Here is a 19,016-nt window from a genome sequence, read left to right as displayed (position 1 = left end):
GACTTGAGGTTGTCATTTTACTTAGGCCGAAGCCTACCGTAATAAATTATAGATCGAACTTAACTTCGTCTAATAGCTTGATTGCAGCCGCGTGGTGGTTTGCAATTTCGTCTAGAGAAATAGTATCCGCTTTGAACTCGCCCCATGAAGCAACAAGCTCAGAAGGTTTAACGTCTGCTTTCACTGGGTATTCGTAGTTCACTTCTGCGTACATGCTTTGTGCTGTGTCACCAGATAGGAATTCCATCAGCTTAACGGCATTCTCTTCATTTGGAGAGTATTTAGCCATTGCCATACCAGAGATGTTTACGTGAGTACCTGTAGTCTCTTGGTTAGGGAAGTTAATGTAAACAGAGTCAGCCCAAGCTTTTTGCTCTTTATCATTAACCATCTTACCTAGGTAGTAGCTGTTACCAAGAGCAACATCACATAGACCTTCTTTAATCGCTTTAACTTGCGCGCGGTCGTTACCTTGAGGCTTACGTGCTAGGTTTGCTTTTACGCCTTCTAGCCATTCTTTCGTTTCAGCTTCACCTTTGTGAGCAATCATCGAAGATACTAGAGAAACATTGTATGGGTGCTTACCACTACGAGTACAGATTTTGCCTTTAAATTCAGGCTTAGTTAGATCTTCGTAAGTGAACTCTTCACCTAGACGACCAACACGGTCACGTGAAGAATAAACGCTACGTGTACGAGTTGTTAGAGCGAACCACTCGTTATCTGTATCTTGGTATTGAGCTGGGATGTTCTTTTCAAGTACATCGCTCTCTACAGATTGAACTAGACCTTGTTTAGTTAATTCAGATAGACGGCTGATATCTACAGTTAAGACAACGTCAGCTGGGCTGTATTCACCCTCTTGAGCTAACTTCTCTGCTAAACCTTTTTTAGCAAACTTAACGTTTACTTTAATACCAGTCTCTTTTGTGAACTCTTTGAACATTGGCTCAACAAGGAAAGGTTGACGGTAAGAGTATACGTTTACTTCTTCCGCAGCCATTGCTGTCGGGGCAATTACACCACACGCTAGAGCTGAAAGTGTTAGCAGTTTCTTCATTGTAAAATCCTTTATATCGAAATGATAATGTCTATCAGTTGCGTTATTATATTCATCATTAACATAATTACAATGACGACCAACAAAAAATCCGTCTACTCAGACCATTCAAACTCTCACTTTTGTAACAAACTATTTCAACTTTGTGTCTTGTCGTTCCTCTTAAACAATGAGCCTAACTTCAACGTTCGTGTTTATATATTGTGCAACCGTAAATACAACAAAGCCCCGCAACAAGAGTTGCGGGGCTTTCTTTGTCCAACCTAACCCATTCAGATTAGGCGACGACTGTTGATTATTTTACTGATACAAACTCAGGGTAAGCGCCGACACCACAATCGTGCATGTCCATACCTTCAAGTTCTTCATCTTCCGTTACTCGGATACCGATTGTTGCTTTAAGCACCGCCCATACTGCTAGGCTAGCACCGAATACCCATGCAAAGATGACTGCTGCACCCATTAGCTGAGCACCAAACGTTGCATCAGCGTTGCTTAGTGGCACAGCCATTAGACCGAAGAAACCACATACACCGTGTACAGAGATAGCACCTACTGGATCATCAATCTTAGCTTTGTCTAGAGCGATGATGCTGAATACAACCAATGCACCAGATACCGAACCAATCGCTACAGCAAATAGAGGTGATGGTGATAGAGGGTCTGCAGTGATTGCTACTAGGCCAGCTAACGCGCCGTTAAGAATCATTGTTAGGTCTGCTTTACCCCAAGTTGTTTTACATACTAGTAGTGCTGCAATTGCGCCTGCTGCTGCTGCTGCGTTGGTGTTAAGGAAGATTTGACCTACTGCTGTTGCGTTCTCAAAATCCGAAACCATCAGTTGAGAACCGCCGTTGAAACCGAACCAACCGAACCAAAGGATAAATGTACCTAGCGTTGCAAGTGGCATGTTTGAACCAGGAATCGGGTAGATTTCACCGTTCTTACCGTATTTACCTTTACGAGCACCGAGTAGTAGAACACCAGCTAACGCTGCTGCTGCACCAGCCATGTGTACGATACCTGAACCTGCGAAGTCACTGAAACCCGCTTCTGATAGGAAACCACCGCCCCAAGTCCAATAACCTTCAACAGGGTAAATGAACGCTGTTAGTACTACAGAGAAGATTAGGAATGACCAAAGCTTCATACGCTCAGCAACCGCACCAGATACTACAGACATTGCTGTTGCAACGAATACTACCTGGAAGAAGAAGTCTGATTCTAGAGAGTGGTCTGCGCCTTCACCTTGTGTACCAATTAGAGTACCAAATGATGGCAACCAACCGCCTTCACCGTTGTCGACATACATGATGTTGTAACCAACCACTAAGAAAGCAGTACAAGCAATTGCGTACAAACAGATGTTCTTAGTTAAAATTTCTGTGGTGTTCTTTGAACGAACTAGGCCAGCTTCTAACATCGCGAAGCCTGCTGCCATCCACATTACCAACGCACCTGAAATGAGGAAGAAAAAAGTGTCTAGTGCGTAACGTAGTTCCGTTACTGTTGTTGTAAGTTCCATATTAAAGTCTCCAGTCCTTGTAATTCTTTAAAGTGCTTCAGCATCCATTTCACCAGTACGAATTCGTACGGCTTGGCTTAGGTCATACACAAAAATTTTGCCGTCGCCGATTTTTCCGGTGTGTGCCGCTTGGCTAATCGCTTCAACAACTCGGTCAACATTCTCAGCTTGGGTAGCAATCTCTAGCTTCACCTTTGGTAGGAAATCCACTTGGTACTCTGCACCACGATACAATTCAGTATGTCCCTTCTGACGACCAAAGCCTTTCACTTCAGAAACAGTCATACCTTCAATACCCACATCAGAGAGCGCTTCGCGTACATCGTCTAATTTGAATGGCTTAACAATGGCATTTATTAATTTCATATTCGTTCCTTAAATTCTTACTTAATCCGTTAATTCTCTTATTACAATCCAAGTAGCGTGCCAAAAAGTTAAGTGATTGATTTTAAATAAAATGAAGATAATCAGGTCGTAATAACGAAAAAGGCCGCACCAACATGGTGCAGCCTTTTCACTATCTTAATGCGCGATGCTCTTATTGCTCCAGTTTTGGGCAACGGAGCCTTCAAAGCTCTGAATGACTAACAAATAGGTCTTAGGACTAGTAACCTAAAAAATCCATCCAGCGTTCGATGAGCAGTTCGAAATCGTCGATTCCACAGCTTGCTTGGCTTTCACAGTTATAGAAGTCGAACTCACTGCCCTCTTCCATCTCTTGCTCATGCGCTAACACGTTTTCTTGAATCGTTACTTCGTCTTCATTAATCGCAAGGCTAATCTCTTTGCCAAGCAACGTCACTTCATTGCTCAAGTCCTGTCGAGATTGCTCAATCAACGCCATCACATGATCTAATTTTTGCTTATCTTTACCGATCTCTTCTTGAAGCCAACGGCCAACAATCTCATGGCCCATGCTGCATTTCACATAGTATTCACCCATTAGAGTGTTTCTAGTAAATTCAAACTCCATAACTCAACCTATACTGCATTAATACTCAAGCGATACTATTTCTGAGTATACCATTGTCTTGTCAGAAACGAGCGTATTGACGAATTTATCGTTACGATCCAACCTACACAGTCAATGAAGAGGAGGGCTCTATGCAGTTGAACGAAATGATTGCCAAACAAATTGTCGAACGAACCATGAAAATCATCCCACACTCGATTAATGTGATGGATAATAAAGGTCGCATTATTGGATCCAGTGATCCTACTCGCTTATACCAAAAACATGAAGGAGCGGTACTTGCCATCACCGAATCACGAGTCGTTAATATTGACGAAGCCACTGCCGAACACCTAAAAGGGGTTAAGCCTGGAGTTAATTTACCGATTCTATTTCAGGATAATGTCATTGGGGCGATTGGGGTTTCTGGGACACTGCAGCAAGTTCATCATTTTGGTGAGCTGGTGAAGATGACCGCTGAGCTTATTGTTGAACAAGCTGTACTTATGTCTCAAGTAGAATGGAATAAGAGGCATCGTGAAGAATTGGTATTGCAATTAATCCGAGGTAGCACGCTTAATGACATGCAACTGCAATCCATCGCACAGCGTCTGGATCTCGACCTTGCACAACCGCGGATTGCCGCCATCGTCAAGGTGTTACCGATAGGAGACACTGCGCCTTCATTGGAAAACTTACAGCAATTAGTACATTTACTTGAATATCCCGAGCGCGATAATTTAGTCGGTATCTTGTCTGTTTCACAAAACGAAGTGGTGGTACTCAAGCCTATAACCCTGATAGGGAACAGCTGGTCCAAGGATGCAGAAGCCAAGCGCGTGAAATTGCTACTCAAAAGAATAAAGAAAGAAGCTAAGTTTCAAATCAAGATTGCGCTTGGGGATTACTTTACCGGACTTTCTGGTTTAGCACGCTCATATGATACCGCTGAGCTCACTATGCGCAGTGTCGGTAACCGCCCCGGAGACATGTTTTTCTATCAAGACTATCGACTGCCGGCCATTATGAGTAGCCTGTTACAAGATCCATGGATTCGTGAGCAACTGGAGCAGTCTTACCTACATCTTCAACAACAGGACAGTAAAGGGATACTGATCAAAACTTTGAAGACATATTTAAAACAGAACTGTGATTCAGCTCTCACCTGTAACGAACTACATATCCATCGCAATACGCTACGCTATCGAACAGACAAGATAAACCAAATAACATCATTAAATATCAACAATATAGACGATCTATTTCAACTCTACATTGCAATAAATCTATTCCACTGGTCGAGCTAAAAAATGTGCAGCTGCACAATTTAAAAGGACCGATTTGAGCACTTATTTGTAGAGAATGACAAAGACTTACCAACCCTATATCTTTATATTTGCCGAAAATGACACATCGTTATCTGGGAAATAGAACATGATTGAAGTTTCAACTCTTGGCGCACTTTCAGCATTGATTGTTGCTATCGCGCTCATTCTTAAAAAAGTGCCACCCACCTACGGCATGATCATCGGTGCTTTGGTTGGCGGCGTGGTTGGCGGCGTTTCTCTCACCGAAACCGTTGAGTTAATGATAGGTGGTGCCCAAGGGATCGTCACTTCAGTGATGCGAATTCTCGCCGCTGGTGTGTTGGCCGGCGTACTAATTGAATCAGGGGCGGCTACCTCGATTGCAGAATCCATCATCAAAAAAGTAGGCGAAACTCGCGCCTTACTTGCTCTTGCCATTGCGACCATGATTTTAACCGCTGTTGGCGTTTTCGTTGATGTGGCCGTTATCACGGTTTCTCCTATTGCACTGGCTATTGCTCGCCGCGCAGACCTTTCTAAAACCGCGATCCTTTTGGCGATGGTGGGCGGCGGTAAAGCAGGTAATGTCATGTCGCCTAACCCAAATGCCATTGCGGCGGCTGATGCGTTCAATGTTCCGTTAACCTCTGTGATGGCTGCAGGCGTGATTCCGGGTCTATTTGGGCTGCTTTTCGCCTACTTCTTGGCAAAGCGCCTCGTTAATAAAGGTTCAAAAGTAGCGGAAAGTGAAGTGGTCAAAGCGGATCAAAGTTCACTGCCAAGCTTTTCTTCTTCAATCGTTGCACCGTTAGTGGCTATTGCCCTACTCGCGCTGCGACCACTCGCTGATATCAATGTTGATCCTCTAATTGCATTACCCTTGGGTGGATTGCTGGGTGCGCTGGCTATGGGTCGCTTCAAACAAGCCAATAGCTTTGCGGTTTCAGGCTTGTCACGTATGGCACCGGTTGCTGTAATGCTACTGGGCACAGGAACCATTGCAGGCATCATTGCTAACTCAGGACTAAAAGCTGATCTGATTGAAGTGCTGACGATGTCTGGGCTGCCTTCTTACTTACTTGCTCCGTTTTCTGGCGCACTGATGGCACTATCAACCGCATCGACAACTGCCGGAACAGTAGTGGCATCGAATGTATTTGCCAGCACCATTCTTGAGCTAGGTGTTCCAGCTCTCGCAGGCGCAGCAATGATCCACTCTGGTGCGACAGTACTTGACCATATGCCACATGGTAGCTTCTTCCATGCCACGGGTGGTGCGGTACATATGAGTATTCATGAACGTCTAAAACTCATCCCTTATGAGTCAGCGGTCGGTCTTGTTATCGCCTTCGTCTCAGTAATGATCTTCGGTGTATTTGGTCTGTTTGTTTAAGTTTAAAGGTATCAAAATGAAAATTGTAATTGCTCCTGACTCATATAAAGAAAGCCTATCAGCAATGGGCGTTGCTCAAGCGATTGAAGATGGCTTTAAACAGCTAATACCAAACGCCGAATACGTAAAATTACCAATGGCTGATGGTGGTGAAGGCACAGTACAATCTCTGGTGGATGCGACCAATGGCTCTATCATCCAACATCCAGTGATTGGTCCATTAGGTGAAATTGTCGAAGGCTTCTACGGTATGTTCGGTGACGGTAAAACTGCCATTATTGAAATGGCGGCCGCTTCCGGCCTAGATTTAGTCTCTCCAGAACAACGTAATCCACTAAAAACCACTACCTATGGTACGGGTGAGTTGATCAAAGCCGTATTAGATAAAGGTGTAGAGCATATTATTATTGGCATTGGTGGTAGTGCGACCAATGATGGTGGCTTAGGAATGGCTCAAGCGCTAGGCATTCGTATGCTAGATGCAGAGGGTCACGAGCTGGTGTTTGGTGGTGGTGAACTGTCAAAACTGACAACCATTGATCTCACCAACCTCGACCCACGCCTACAAAACGTACGCTTAGAGGTCGCTTGTGATGTCGATAATCCATTATGCGGACCAAAAGGGGCATCACAGGTATTCGGTCCGCAAAAAGGCGCAACACCAGAAATGGTTGAGCTGTTAGATGCTAACCTTGCTCATTATGCCAGTATCATGAAAAACCAGTTAGGCGTCGATGTCATTGATCTCCCTGGTGCTGGCGCGGCAGGCGGTCTAGGCGCGGCACTTGTTGGCCTGTTAAATGCGGAGCTTCGCCCTGGTATTAACATCGTAATGGACGCCGTCAATTTAGATGAAATAGTCTCAGATGCTGATCTTGTGATTACAGGAGAGGGGCGCATTGATAGCCAAACCATTCATGGCAAAACACCGATTGGTGTCGCTCGCACAGCCAAAAAACATAAACTGCCTGTCATCGGTATTGCCGGCTGTCTAGCCAGTGATTGTGGTGTGGTTCATGAGCATGGTATCGACGCGGTATTTGCGGTAGTGAACCGTTCAGTAGACTTGCCGACAGCTTTGGCTGAAGCGGCTGAAAATATTGAACTTACTGCTCGCAATGTTGCAGCAATGTATACGATTAAGCACTAATCGAGCTCTCTGTAAGCTAAAAGCAATTTTCGCTGTATGCTAAAAGCAATTAAGGCCGCTATTCACAGCGGCCTTAATTATATTTACAACAAAATCAGACGTTACGCAGGCTCTTGGAAGATAACCGTGTCTGCTTTTTCCGTGTACTGACCCATTTTATGGAAGTTCAGGTAACGGTATGTATCAGCAGCCGTTGCATTAATCTTCTCAGCGTACTCTAAGTACTCTTCTTTCGTTGGGATGCGACCTAGAATCGCGCCAACAGCAGAAAGCTCAGCAGAAGCCAGATAAACGTTCGCGCCATTACCTAAGCGGTTCGGGAAGTTACGCGTTGACGTCGACATAACCGTCGAAGCATCAGCAACACGAGCTTGGTTACCCATACATAGTGAACAGCCAGGAGTTTCGATACGTACCCCAGCACGACCGAAGATGCCGTAGTAGCCTTCTTCTGTCAGTTGGTCTTTATCCATCTTCGTTGGCGGAGCAACCCATAGGCGAGTGTTTAGAGAACCATTGAACTCTTCAAGCATCTTACCAGCGGCACGGAAGTGGCCGATGTTGGTCATACAAGAACCGATGAACACTTCTTGAATCTCTGTGCCTTGAACGTCAGATAGAAGACGAGCATCATCTGGATCGTTTGGTGCACATAGGATTGGTTGATCGATATCAGCAAGGTCAATCTCGATAACGTGCGCGTATTCCGCATCTGAATCAGCAGACAGCAACTCAGGGTTAGCTAGCCACTCTTCCATTGCTGTAATACGACGCTCAATCGTACGAACATCACCGTAACCTTCAGCGATCATCCACTTCAGCATCACGATGTTCGAGTTCAAGTACTCAGAGATAGACTCTTCAGAAAGCTTAACGGTACAACCTGCAGCAGAACGCTCAGCAGATGCATCAGAAAGCTCAAATGCTTGCTCAACAGATAAGTGCTCAACACCTTCAATTTCTAGTACACGACCAGAGAATTCGTTGATCTTACCGGCTTTCTCTACCGTTAGTAGGCCTTGCTTGATGCCGTAAAGAGGAATGGCATGTACTAGGTCACGTAGCGTGATACCCGGTTGCATTTCACCTTTAAAGCGAACCAAGATAGATTCAGGCATATCAAGAGGCATAACGCCTGTTGCTGCAGCAAATGCTACCAAGCCAGAACCCGCAGGGAATGAAATACCTAGAGGGAAACGAGTATGCGAGTCACCACCTGTACCTACAGTATCAGGAAGAAGCATACGGTTTAGCCATGAGTGGATAACGCCATCACCCGGACGAAGTGAAACACCCGCACGATTCATGATGAAATCAGGTAGCGTATGGTGAGTGTTTACATCGACTGGTTTAGGGTATGCCGATGTGTGACAGAAAGACTGCATTACAAGGTCTGCAGAGAAACCAAGACACGCCAGATCTTTAAGCTCATCACGAGTCATAGGACCGGTCGTATCTTGAGAACCGACTGTCGTCATTTTAGGTTCACAGTACTGACCAGCACGAACACCTTCAACGCCACATGCTTTACCAACCATCTTCTGAGCTAGCGTGTAGCCTTTATCAGATGCAGATGGATCGATTGGTTTAGCAAACAGATCCGTTTCAGCTAGACCTAGAGCGTCACGAGCACGACCCGTTAGACCACGACCGATGATCAGTGGAATACGGCCACCAGCACGCACTTCATCAAGAAGTACTTTGCTTAGCTCAAAGTTTGAAATCACAGAACCGTTCTTGTGAACAACACCTTCGTACGGGTAGATATCAATGATATCGCCCATGTTCATGTCTTGTACGTTCAGTTCAATGGGTAGTGCGCCTGAATCTTCCATTGTGTTGTAGAAGATTGGTGCAATTTTACCACCAAGACAAACACCGCCAGTACGCTTGTTTGGTACGAATGGGATATCTTCACCCATGAACCAAAGTACTGAGTTTGTTGCCGATTTACGTGAAGAACCTGTACCAACAACATCACCAACGTAAGCCAGTGGAATGCCATCTTTTTGCATTTCTTCAATTTGTTTGATTGGACCAACGCTACCCTGTTCATCAGGAGTAATGCCATCACGTTCCATCTTCAGCATCGCTTTCGCGTGTACTGGGATGTCAGGACGTGACCATGCATCAGGCGCTGGAGATAGGTCATCGGTGTTCGTTTCACCAGTGACTTTAAATACTTTTACTGTGATTTTTTCTGCTACTTTATCTTTCGCTGTAAACCATTCAGCATCAGCCCAAGATTGAAGTACTTGTTGTGCAGCAGCATTGCCAGCTTTCGCTTTCTCTTCTACGTCATAGAACGCATCGAACATCAGTAGAGTATGAGATAGCGCTTTAACAGCGATTGGAGCAAGCTCAGCATCGTCTAGTAGAGATACTAGAGATTCGATGTTGTAACCGCCTTGCATGGTACCAAGCAGTTCTGCAGCTTTTGCTTTGCTTACTAGTGGCGAAGCTACTTCACCTTTAGTGATAGCCGTAAGGAAGCCAGCTTTTACGTAAGCAGCTTCATCTACACCCGGTGGAATGCGATTTTCTAGTAGGTCAAGAATGATTTCTTCTTCACCTTGAGGTGGATTCTTCAGAAGTTCAACTAGGCCAGCTACCTGCTCAGCATCTAGTGGTTTTGGAACAACTCCTTCGGCAGCACGTTCTTCGACGTGTTTACGGTAGGCTTCAAGCACGACTTTTTTCCTCTCATTGCGGTTCACTTCTTCCCTTCATAATTGTTAGTAAAATAAAGAAGTGAACATCCTTGGAAACTTGGCTCTCCATTGCCATTTTTGTCATTCAATTTGTATTGATGAGCGGCGTCATAGAGGCCAAACTGTGGGCGGTAGAATAGCAAATTTAACGTTAAATTAAAATCTTATCATTTTGACCAACATAGCAAGTTAAGACGAAAGTCCCACTATTTTTGCCTAATTACGCACTTAAATAGCGACTCTGCGCATGATTATTTGTAGGACGTACCTACAATCAGATACACCGAATCGAAATTATCTTCGGTTCGGCCATAAGCTAAAATGATCGGCCCGATTGGAGAATCAACACCCGCGAAAACAGAACCCGCGGTGTACATTGGCGCTTCATCAATACTCAAATCATTGTTCGACCAAACACCACCATGCTCAATGGATGCGCCCACGTAGAATGGTGATTTAAAAAGGCCGAAGTCATTTTCAAACCACTTATAACGATAAATAAGGCTGGTGTAAGCCAAGTTCTGACCAATCATACTATTCCTTGGAATACCTGACAGGTTTAAGAAGCCACCAAGCTCTTTGGGATCAATAGGGAAAATCGAATTTTTGCTCTCTACAATACCGTAATCCAGCTTTGCGACTAAAGTATGCTTCTCAATACTCTTTGCTGCCATGAAATTGGCCGAAAACTCATAAACCGTATCACTCTCAGACGTTAAATCCGATTCACCAAGAGAGCTGTCATTATCAAAATCATCATGAGAAACGAGGTACTCTAAATCGACAAAGTAACCCTTGGTCGGTAAGCTGAAATTATCCAAAGTATCCAGTCGGTAACCCATGAAGCCACCAATACGCTTGTAGCCACCACTGCCCAATGAAGGTAACGAAGAAACCTCAACATCCCCATCTGTATAACGAACACCAAATGTCAGCTCCTGCCACAAGGTTGGTTGATAGCCTAATGCCAATTCACCGACATATTCACTATACGTCATAGGGAGATAATCTTTCGTTACGTCCAGTGTCGGTTCTGCAATATCATCAATATCTGCGGGTAGGTTTCTGTTCTCTTTGCTGTAAACAACCGATGCCGAAGTAAACAGCTTTTGACTCGAAAAGAATGGCGAGTATAGTTCCGCTTCAATTCGCTTGTCCGTTCCCATCTCGATATTGGTTCTTAGCTCTGCACCATGCTTATTAATATCAGTAAAGTTGGCTGAGACACCGAGCGAGTATTGGCTTGTAGTAGAGAAATCATCTTCAAGAAAGAATCGAAAGTTGAGGTAGTTTGGCCCCCAAGATTTTTCGTTCACATCGACCAGCAGTTGCTCCTCGCCATCTACCGTGTCAAATTCATAAGTCACCAACTCGAATCTATCTAGCGCATAGAGGTCTTGTACTTTAGATTCAATTTCACTGGTCTTCAGAATCTCACCTGAATCAAGGTTTAAACGGTTTTCGATCAGCTTATCGGAATAGTGGGTATTGTTATTGATAACAACTCGGTCAACGACGGTCTTATCGCCGTGTTTTAGCTGTCTGCGCGCTTTTTGTTTGTCCTCGATATAATGCTGATAATCGGCATTTGAGAGCGATAGCTTAGAAAGTTCATCAGTATGCTGCTTAGCAGCTTCATAGCCCGCGAGGAAAGCCGATGGCATTTTATCAAATTCTGTCGTCTCCATTTCCCCGACATCTGGGCGCAGGAAGACATCATCGTCTGTTAAAGTTTCAGCTTGCTCTTGGGTGCTGCGTTGAACAAGATAATTAGAGAGTTGGTCAGCTGCGGCTAGAAAATTCGTGAAATCATCTTTGCCTTTGTAGTTGGTACTGATATCCACCGCAATGACGATGTCTGCACCCATCGCTCTGGCTACGTCGACGGGCATGTTATTGGTGACACCACCATCAACCAGCATTCGACCATCGAGGTCATAAGGGGGAAGCGCGCCGGGAACTGACATACTCGCCATCATGGCATCAACAAGGTGGCCATGATCGATGACCACCTCTTCAAGTTCGATAATGTCAGTTGCGACTGAACGGTATGGGATAGCAAGATGGTCGAAAGAATCGAATGAGGATAGATTACCCGTGGTCTCACGCAGAATACGCAACATATTCTGGCCTTGCACCACCCCTTTCCTTGCTTTGATTTCGCCCCAACCTAAGCCGAGATCGGTGTTCAGTTGGTAGCGGTCTTCATATTCTTTGTCACGTACACGGCGATCACTACGGTTAACGCGATCACGATAACCGCGATTCCAATCAACCGTATAAATAAAGCTCTCGATCTCGTCTGCGCTCATCCCTGTCGCATAAAGACCACCAACGTATGAGCCCATACTGGTACCGGTAATGTAATCAACCGGGATTTGCATCTCTTCTAGAGCTTTAAGCACACCAATGTGAGCTGCACCTTTTGCCCCACCACCAGCAAGAACGACAGCAACGGTTGGCCTTTTATGAGCTTGTTCAGCCTGCTGAGATTGATCAATCTGTGTCGCGGTGGATGCAAACAGCTGAAAACTGATCACAGTACCGACAACACCTAAGCCACTCACTAACCAACGAGAAATCATTATTTTAACTGTCCTTGTCATTCTTTCTTGTTACGACTTTACCACTGAAAAAGCTTCTTTAGCCACTGTTTTGGTTGACTTTCACAGCCCTTTTTAATGTTTCCATCCTCATCCCAAAGTGGCAGTTTAACTGCACCATCACAATCAAACTCTAAAGCCCCTTCAGAAGTTCGAGTAAAGTTAGCGGTGACAATTCCTGTCGGCCAAGGCAGTAATAACTGCTCGGGTGTTCTCTGTTTGAGATAATCGGCATAAACACGTAACGCACCACTCGAACCAGTAAGCTTAGTCGGCTTATTATCATCACGTCCTAGCCAGATGGTCGTCACTTCACGGCCATCTACGCCCACGAACCAACTGTCTCGGCTGTCATTACTAGTGCCAGTTTTACCAGCTAACCCTGCCCATGCAAACTGACCTTGTAGGAAACGGCCCGTGCCTTCCGACACGCCACGTTTCATTGCATAGGTTGTAAGCCAAGCGGCTTGCTGGTCAACGCTTTGTGATACACGAGGGATCGACTGATACAGAACCTCGCCATCGTTATCAACAACTGAGCGAAGCGCAGACAAAGGTGCTATACGCCCAGAATTGGTAATGGTTTGATACATCTGCGCAACTTGGAACGGAGTCAGTGAGAACGAACCCAAAAACATCGACGGCACTGGGCGAATCTCATTTTTATCGACCCCCAGTTTTCCAATCGTATCCGAGACACTATCAATGCCTAATTGCATGCCTAAACGAACAGTAGGTACGTTGTAAGACTTAGAAAGCGCCACATACAAAGGCACATCGCCACGGAACTTACGATCGAAGTTTCTCGGGCTCCACACGCTACCTTTACTGCCTTTCAAGCTCAGTGGCGTGTCTTTCAATGTTGTCGCCAACGTGTACTTCTGAGGCTGCTCTAGTGCGGTTAAGTAAATTGCAGGCTTGACCAAAGAACCAATTGGGCGACTCGCGTTCAAGGCACGGTTAAAGCCATCGTAGCCAGTACGCTTACCACCGACCATCGCCCGGATTTCACCGGTATTTCTATCCACGGCAATAGCTGCTGCTTCCAGCTTATTACCTGCGGTTTTCGATAAATCAGGCACCTTACGAGCAATCGACTTCTCTAACTTGTCTTGAGATACCGGATCCAGAGAGGTAAAGACTCGAATCCCTTTTTTCGCCTCAAATCGATCGCCGACATACTTCTTAAGCTCAATGTTTACTTGTTGGAAATAAGCGGGCTGACGGCTAGCAATGCGTGGGTTGTCTTGAATATCCAAATCACGACTCGCCGCCTCTTCGTATTGTCGCGGAGTTAAGATGTCTTGTTGCATCAATAAGCGAAGAACCAGATCGCGTCGAGTCTTAGCACGCTCAGGATAGCGAACCGGATTGTAATACGACGGTCCTTTCACCATACCCACCAGCAGTGCTAGCTGATCGATGCGCAGCTCTTGAATAGGTTGACCAAAATACAAACGAGACGCTAAACCGAAGCCATGAATCGCTTGCCCACCATTCTGTCCAAGATAAACCTCATTTAAGTAAGCCTCTAGGATACGGTCTTTGCTGTAACGATGGTCTAAGATAAGTGCAATGTAGGCTTCACGAACCTTACGCCACAATGTACGTTCACTGGACAGGAACAGGTTTTTTGCCAACTGTTGTGTCAGCGTACTACCACCTTGTACCGTTCGCCCAGCTTTGACGTTAACGACCATTGCACGAGCGATGGCCAGTGGCGACACACCATCGTGTTGATAGAAGTTTCGGTCTTCGGTTGCCAGTAAGGCATCAACCATCACTTCTGGGAACTGATTGCGTTTTAAGAACAGGCGCTGCTCATCGTTACTTTTCTCAAGCATGCCAAGCATTTTCGGTTCAACACGCAGGTAGCCCATGTCGCCTTTCTTCTCCAGCGACTGAATGCGAGTTAATTCGTTACCATTGAAGTGCAGCATCACATGACGATCCGCTTCCGGTCCATCAACAAACTCGAACGGACGACGAATCATTTCAATCTTGGTCGAAGACGAAGAGTATTCGCCTGGGTGACGAGGCGCGTTCACCTTACGGTAATTAAGTACATCGAGCTCATTCTTAACCTGAACCAAACTCACCGGAGTTCCCGGAGACAGGTCTAGCACTCGCGCATAAACCACGGTTGGCAAATCAAACAGCTGACCTTCAAAGCGCTGTTTGACCACAGAATCAAGATAAATACCGACGAACAACAGCAATGCCGCAAGCGCTAAGCCCGCTTTCCAAGAAATGCCCCATAGGATCTTCAACCAACCTCTTTTGCCAGATTTCTTAGCCTTAGGTTTGGTCTTTTTCGCAGCCGCTCTTGGTTTTCTTGGCTTGGCTTTGGTCGCTGGTGACTTCTTTGCTGGCGCTTTTTTAGGTGGTGCCTTTTTTGGCGTTAACATTTTGGTCATCATCGATTCAACTGTCGTTTGGTTTTAGTGGTTGCTACATGGTTAGCAGGGTCATCCGGCCAAGGATGTTTTGGGTAACGGCCCTTCATCTCTTTTTGTACTTCTTTGTACGCGCCAGCCCAAAAGCCAGCTAAATCTTGAGTAATTTGTAGTGGTCGCTGTGCTGGAGAAAGGAGCTCAAGCACTACTTTTTTACGCCCTTGCGCGATCAATGGCGAGTCTTGTTCGCCAAAGACTTCCTGCATTCGCACTGAGATCACTGGTTCAGATTGATATTGATAACGAATGGCCTTCTTGCTGCCTGTTGGCATCAGATAGTGCGTTGGCAACCATTGGTCGATTTCTTGATTCAAAGGCCAACCAAGATAAGCCGACAATGCTTGCTCAATCGAAACACTAGACAGTCCTTTTGCCGACTTAATGCCATTCAGATAGGGAGATAGCCACTCATCAAGGTGTTCAATCAAACTCGCATCGTCCATCGCTGGCCAATCATGCTCAGGCATCCAAAGCTCTGCACAGCGTACACGCTCAACCAACTGCTTAGCCGAAGCTGTCCAATTTAAGCGATCCAACCCACATCGAGCGACATAATTGAGCAGCGCTTGGCTCGCCTGATTCGCATCGGGATCAGGTAAAGCTTTGGTGCTGATAATCAACTTGCCCAGAGATACACGCTGCTCAGCAACTAAACGGCCACGTTTCTCATCCCAATCGGCGTAATCGGAACGCACAAACAGTTTTGGAAATTCAGCTTCTAACTGTGCGATATCAACCGCGGTGGCTAAGAAAATCTGACTGGCTCGCCCTGTGCTGCGCATCAAATCAATCACTACGATATAGTTATTGTTCGCCAGTGGATCATCATCACGAACCTCAGCACCGTGGCCATTCGCCAAAAGGAAAGCACTGCTGGTCGCGCTTCTCACTTGTGCAATCCGGTCTGGGAAGGCAAAACAAAGCACTAATGGTAGCAATGATTCGTCAGCTTGTGACAAATCTAAGTGATGATTGAGTTTGCTCGCGAGACTTTTCGCTCGCTGCATCACAACGCTATTTTTGGAATGTTTTCTTTGCTTAAGTCGATGCAAAGAGTGTTGAATATCCGTCACATTGCGCTCCGGCTCTTCCAGCAAAGCAGCAGCAACAATCGCGACATTCAACAGAGCAGGACTACCTTGCTGCGCTTTAACCAACATGCTGGCAATACGAGGCTCTAGACCTAAACGTTGGACCTGTTTTCCTAATGCCGTAAATTGACCATTATCGTCTAACAATTCAAGAGTCTGTAAGAGTTGCTTGGCTTGCCCGATAGAAGCTTTGGGTGGAACGTCTAACCATTGCAGTTCATCAGCACTCGCAGCGCCCCATTGCGTCAATTCAGACACCAGCGAAGACAAATCAGAATGAAGAATTTCAGGTTCTGGTATAGCTGGTTGCTGCATCAGCTGCGTTTCGCTGTACAAACGAACGCACAAGCCCTCTTCAATTCGTCCCGCACGACCTGCTCGTTGTTCAGCAGAAGATTGCGAGATCTTAACTTGCTCAAGCTTAGTAATACCGGTTTTCAGATCGAACTTCGCCACACGTTCAAGCCCGGAATCAACCACCAATCGAATGTCTTCAATCGTCAAAGAAGTCTCAGCAATATTGGTCGCTAACACCACCTTTCGACGCCCTTTCTCTGATGGCGCGATCGCTTTCTGCTGTTGAGAAAAGCTGAGTTGCCCATACAGAGGACACACATCGATATCATTGGCGAATTGTTCTAGTTGAGATTCCACCTGTTTAATCGCAGAAACGCCCGGTAAAAAGGCCAGAAGTGAGCCTGACTCTTTCTCCATCAGAGAGCGAATCACGTTAGCCATTTTAGGGGCTAGATATTCATTTGCACTAAGAGGCTGATAACGGAAATCGACCGGAAAGGTGCGACCTTGTGATTCAACGTATTTGGCATCCGGTAGCAAAGTTTGTAGCGCTTGTTGATCTAAGGTTGCCGACATCACAACCACTTTTAGATCGTCACGCAGCGCGTCTTGGATCTCTAAGCTAAACGCCAATGCGGTATCTGCGTGAATGCTGCGCTCATGAAATTCATCAAAGATCACCATATCAACCCCTGTCAATTCAGGGTCGGTTTGGATCATTCTTGTCATGATCCCTTCAGTAACAATCTCTAAGCGAGTCGTACTGCTGCTTTTAGATTCACCACGAACTCTAAAGCCAATGCTCTCTCCCACCTTTTCTCCCAATTGGCTCGCTAAGTAAGTAGCAATATTCCTTGCAGCCAAACGCCTCGGTTCAAGCATGATGATTTTGCCTTGAACGGCGTTGGTCTTAACTAACTGTAAAGGGAAGAATGTTGACTTACCCGCACCGGGAGCGGCCTTTAGAATAAGTTGAGTGTGTGTTTCTACGCCAGCGAGCAGATCTGGCATCACAGCTTCTATGGGCAGTTGTGGCAATGGGAGAACCTTGTGGTGTAATGTTGGCAACATTGTACATAAAAACCTACCTGTCTAAATAAGTAATATGCACTTCAATCCGCCATTAGAGCCTGCGACTCTTATTAAACGCTATAAACGTTTCCTCACTGACATCCAACTTCCTGACGGTAGCGAGCGTACTATTCACTGCGCTAACACTGGAGCGATGACAGGATGTGCGACTCCTGGCAATACGGTGTGGTACTCAACCTCCGATAATGCAAAGAGAAAGTACCCAAACAGCTGGGAGATCTCAGAAACAGACAAAGGTCATCGTATTTGTGTAAATACTGCGCGGGCAAACCAGCTAGCAGTGGAAGCAATTGAAAATGGGACTATAGTTGAACTCTTAGGTTATAACGCGTTACGAACCGAAGTGAAATATGGCAGTGAGAATAGTCGCATTGATATTCTGCTTGAAGATAACGAAAAGCCGCCTTGCTATATCGAAGTGAAAAGCGTCACTTTGCTCGACGAGCTAGAAACGTCAACTAAAGGGCAAGGTTTTTTCCCTGATGCGGTCACAACCAGAGGCCAAAAACATCTGCGTGAACTCACAGAAATGGTCGAATCTGGAAATAGAGCCGTACTTTTATTCACTGTTTTACATTCAGGTATTGAAAAAGTGTCTGCGGCACACCATATAGACGCCAAATATTCGTTATTACTAAAACAAGCACAAGACGCTGGAGTTCAAGTGCTTTGCTATAAAGCAGAGCTCAGCAGTACTCAAATACAACTAAAACAAGCTGTTGAATTTATCAATAGCTAGGCAAAGATGCTGAGCTAATCACATTGATTGCAAGTTTGAATAAGAGTATTTGCCACCATTCGTTCTTTCTGCTATAGATACCCGCCTTAAAATTAGCTGCTTTGCAGTTGACTAGGTGTAAATAGGAGATGCTGTATGCCAGAATCTAAGAAAAAAGCGCTAGGCATCCTAGCCATCGCAGGTGTTGAACCGTACCAAGAGAAGCCAGGTGAAGAGTACATGTCACCTGAGCAAACGGAACATTTTACAAAAATTTTATCAGCTTGGCGCAACCAGCTCAGGGAAGAAGTTGATCGTACTGTGCACCACATGCAGGACGAAGCAGCGAATTTCCCAGACCCAGTTGACCGTGCTTCTCAAGAAGAAGAATTCAGCCTAGAGTTACGTAACCGTGACCGTGAGCGTCGTCTTATCAAAAAAATTGAGAAGACATTAGACAAGATCGAAGAAGACGATTTCGGCTTCTGTGATTCTTGCGGTATCGAGATTGGCATTCGTCGCCTTGAAGCTCGTCCAACTGCTGATCTTTGTATTGACTGTAAAACACTTGCAGAGATCAAAGAAAAACAGATGCAAGGTTAATTCTTGCAGATGTAAAGAAAGGGAGCCTTGGCTCCCTTTTTTGTTTGTTATCCAAGCG

13 protein-coding genes are annotated in these 19,016 nt (G+C 45.5%); 5 read left to right on the top strand and 8 right to left on the bottom strand.

Translation table 11 applies throughout. The features are described from left to right. Positions 1-46: 46 nt before the first annotated feature. The 4 genes from AB4371_RS01290 to AB4371_RS01275 form a co-directional block, all read right to left on the bottom strand. Positions 47-1,060, bottom strand: a complete 1,014-nt coding sequence (locus AB4371_RS01290; protein ID WP_017059419.1) for a Fe(3+) ABC transporter substrate-binding protein — start codon at positions 1,058-1,060, stop codon at positions 47-49. Positions 1,061-1,355: 295 nt separating this feature from the next. Continuing rightward, positions 1,356-2,585, bottom strand: coding sequence for an ammonium transporter (locus AB4371_RS01285; RefSeq protein ID WP_017059420.1), 1,230 nt, complete (start codon positions 2,583-2,585; stop codon positions 1,356-1,358). 27 nt (positions 2,586-2,612) lie between these two features. After that, positions 2,613-2,951: a P-II family nitrogen regulator gene (glnK, locus tag AB4371_RS01280; protein ID WP_004738200.1), complete on the bottom strand. Its 339-nt coding sequence runs from the start codon at positions 2,949-2,951 to the stop codon at positions 2,613-2,615. A 238-nt stretch (positions 2,952-3,189) separates the two neighbouring features. Continuing rightward, complete coding sequence (locus AB4371_RS01275) at positions 3,190-3,558, bottom strand: YacL family protein (RefSeq protein WP_019824378.1); 369 nt, start codon at positions 3,556-3,558, stop codon at positions 3,190-3,192. Positions 3,559-3,689: 131 nt separating this feature from the next. On the opposite strand from AB4371_RS01275, the gene AB4371_RS01270 reads away from it, so the two are divergent. The 3 genes from AB4371_RS01270 (at position 3,690) to AB4371_RS01260 (ending at position 7,387) form a co-directional block, all read left to right on the top strand. Continuing rightward, positions 3,690-4,844 (top strand): sugar diacid recognition domain-containing protein, encoded by a 1,155-nt coding sequence (locus AB4371_RS01270; protein ID WP_017066809.1) that lies wholly within the window; start codon positions 3,690-3,692, stop codon positions 4,842-4,844. Between the two features lie 127 nt (positions 4,845-4,971). Next, positions 4,972-6,237, top strand: coding sequence for a GntP family permease (locus AB4371_RS01265; protein ID WP_017059423.1), 1,266 nt, complete (start codon positions 4,972-4,974; stop codon positions 6,235-6,237). 16 nt (positions 6,238-6,253) lie between these two features. Next, on the top strand, positions 6,254-7,387 hold the full coding sequence (locus AB4371_RS01260; protein ID WP_017059424.1) for a glycerate kinase: 1,134 nt from the start codon (positions 6,254-6,256) through the stop codon (positions 7,385-7,387). 101 nt (positions 7,388-7,488) lie between these two features. On the opposite strand, the gene acnB is transcribed toward AB4371_RS01260, so the two are convergent. From acnB to hrpB, 4 genes are all read right to left on the bottom strand, one after another. Beyond that, positions 7,489-10,077, bottom strand: a complete 2,589-nt coding sequence (gene acnB / locus AB4371_RS01255) for a bifunctional aconitate hydratase 2/2-methylisocitrate dehydratase (protein WP_017059425.1) — start codon at positions 10,075-10,077, stop codon at positions 7,489-7,491. A gap of 272 nt (positions 10,078-10,349) precedes the next feature. Continuing rightward, positions 10,350-12,683: a patatin-like phospholipase family protein gene (locus AB4371_RS01250; protein WP_372148690.1), complete on the bottom strand. Its 2,334-nt coding sequence runs from the start codon at positions 12,681-12,683 to the stop codon at positions 10,350-10,352. A gap of 38 nt (positions 12,684-12,721) precedes the next feature. Next, the gene (gene mrcB, locus AB4371_RS01245) at positions 12,722-15,121 is read right to left on the bottom strand and encodes a penicillin-binding protein 1B (RefSeq protein ID WP_136977814.1); all 2,400 of its coding nucleotides are present in this window, start codon (positions 15,119-15,121) and stop codon (positions 12,722-12,724) included. Continuing rightward, entirely contained in the window at positions 15,118-17,616 is a 2,499-nt protein-coding gene (gene hrpB / locus AB4371_RS01240; RefSeq protein WP_372148688.1) for an ATP-dependent helicase HrpB, read from the bottom strand. Before hrpB ends, mrcB begins: the two co-directional genes overlap by 4 nt. A gap of 34 nt (positions 17,617-17,650) precedes the next feature. Between hrpB and sfsA the strand changes: the two genes are divergently transcribed. Together sfsA and dksA are read left to right on the top strand one after the other, a co-directional pair. Continuing rightward, on the top strand, positions 17,651-18,376 hold the full coding sequence (gene sfsA, locus AB4371_RS01235; RefSeq protein WP_102394608.1) for a DNA/RNA nuclease SfsA: 726 nt from the start codon (positions 17,651-17,653) through the stop codon (positions 18,374-18,376). 135 nt (positions 18,377-18,511) lie between these two features. Further along, on the top strand, positions 18,512-18,958 hold the full coding sequence (gene dksA / locus AB4371_RS01230; RefSeq protein ID WP_372103175.1) for an RNA polymerase-binding protein DksA: 447 nt from the start codon (positions 18,512-18,514) through the stop codon (positions 18,956-18,958). Positions 18,959-19,016 lie beyond the last annotated feature (58 nt).

Origin of the sequence: Vibrio sp. 10N.261.51.A3 (assembly GCF_041471965.1) — a bacterium.
Classification (GTDB): Bacteria; Pseudomonadota; Gammaproteobacteria; order Enterobacterales; family Vibrionaceae; genus Vibrio; species Vibrio crassostreae_C.
This window is presented reverse-complemented; position numbering and strand designations above follow the sequence as displayed.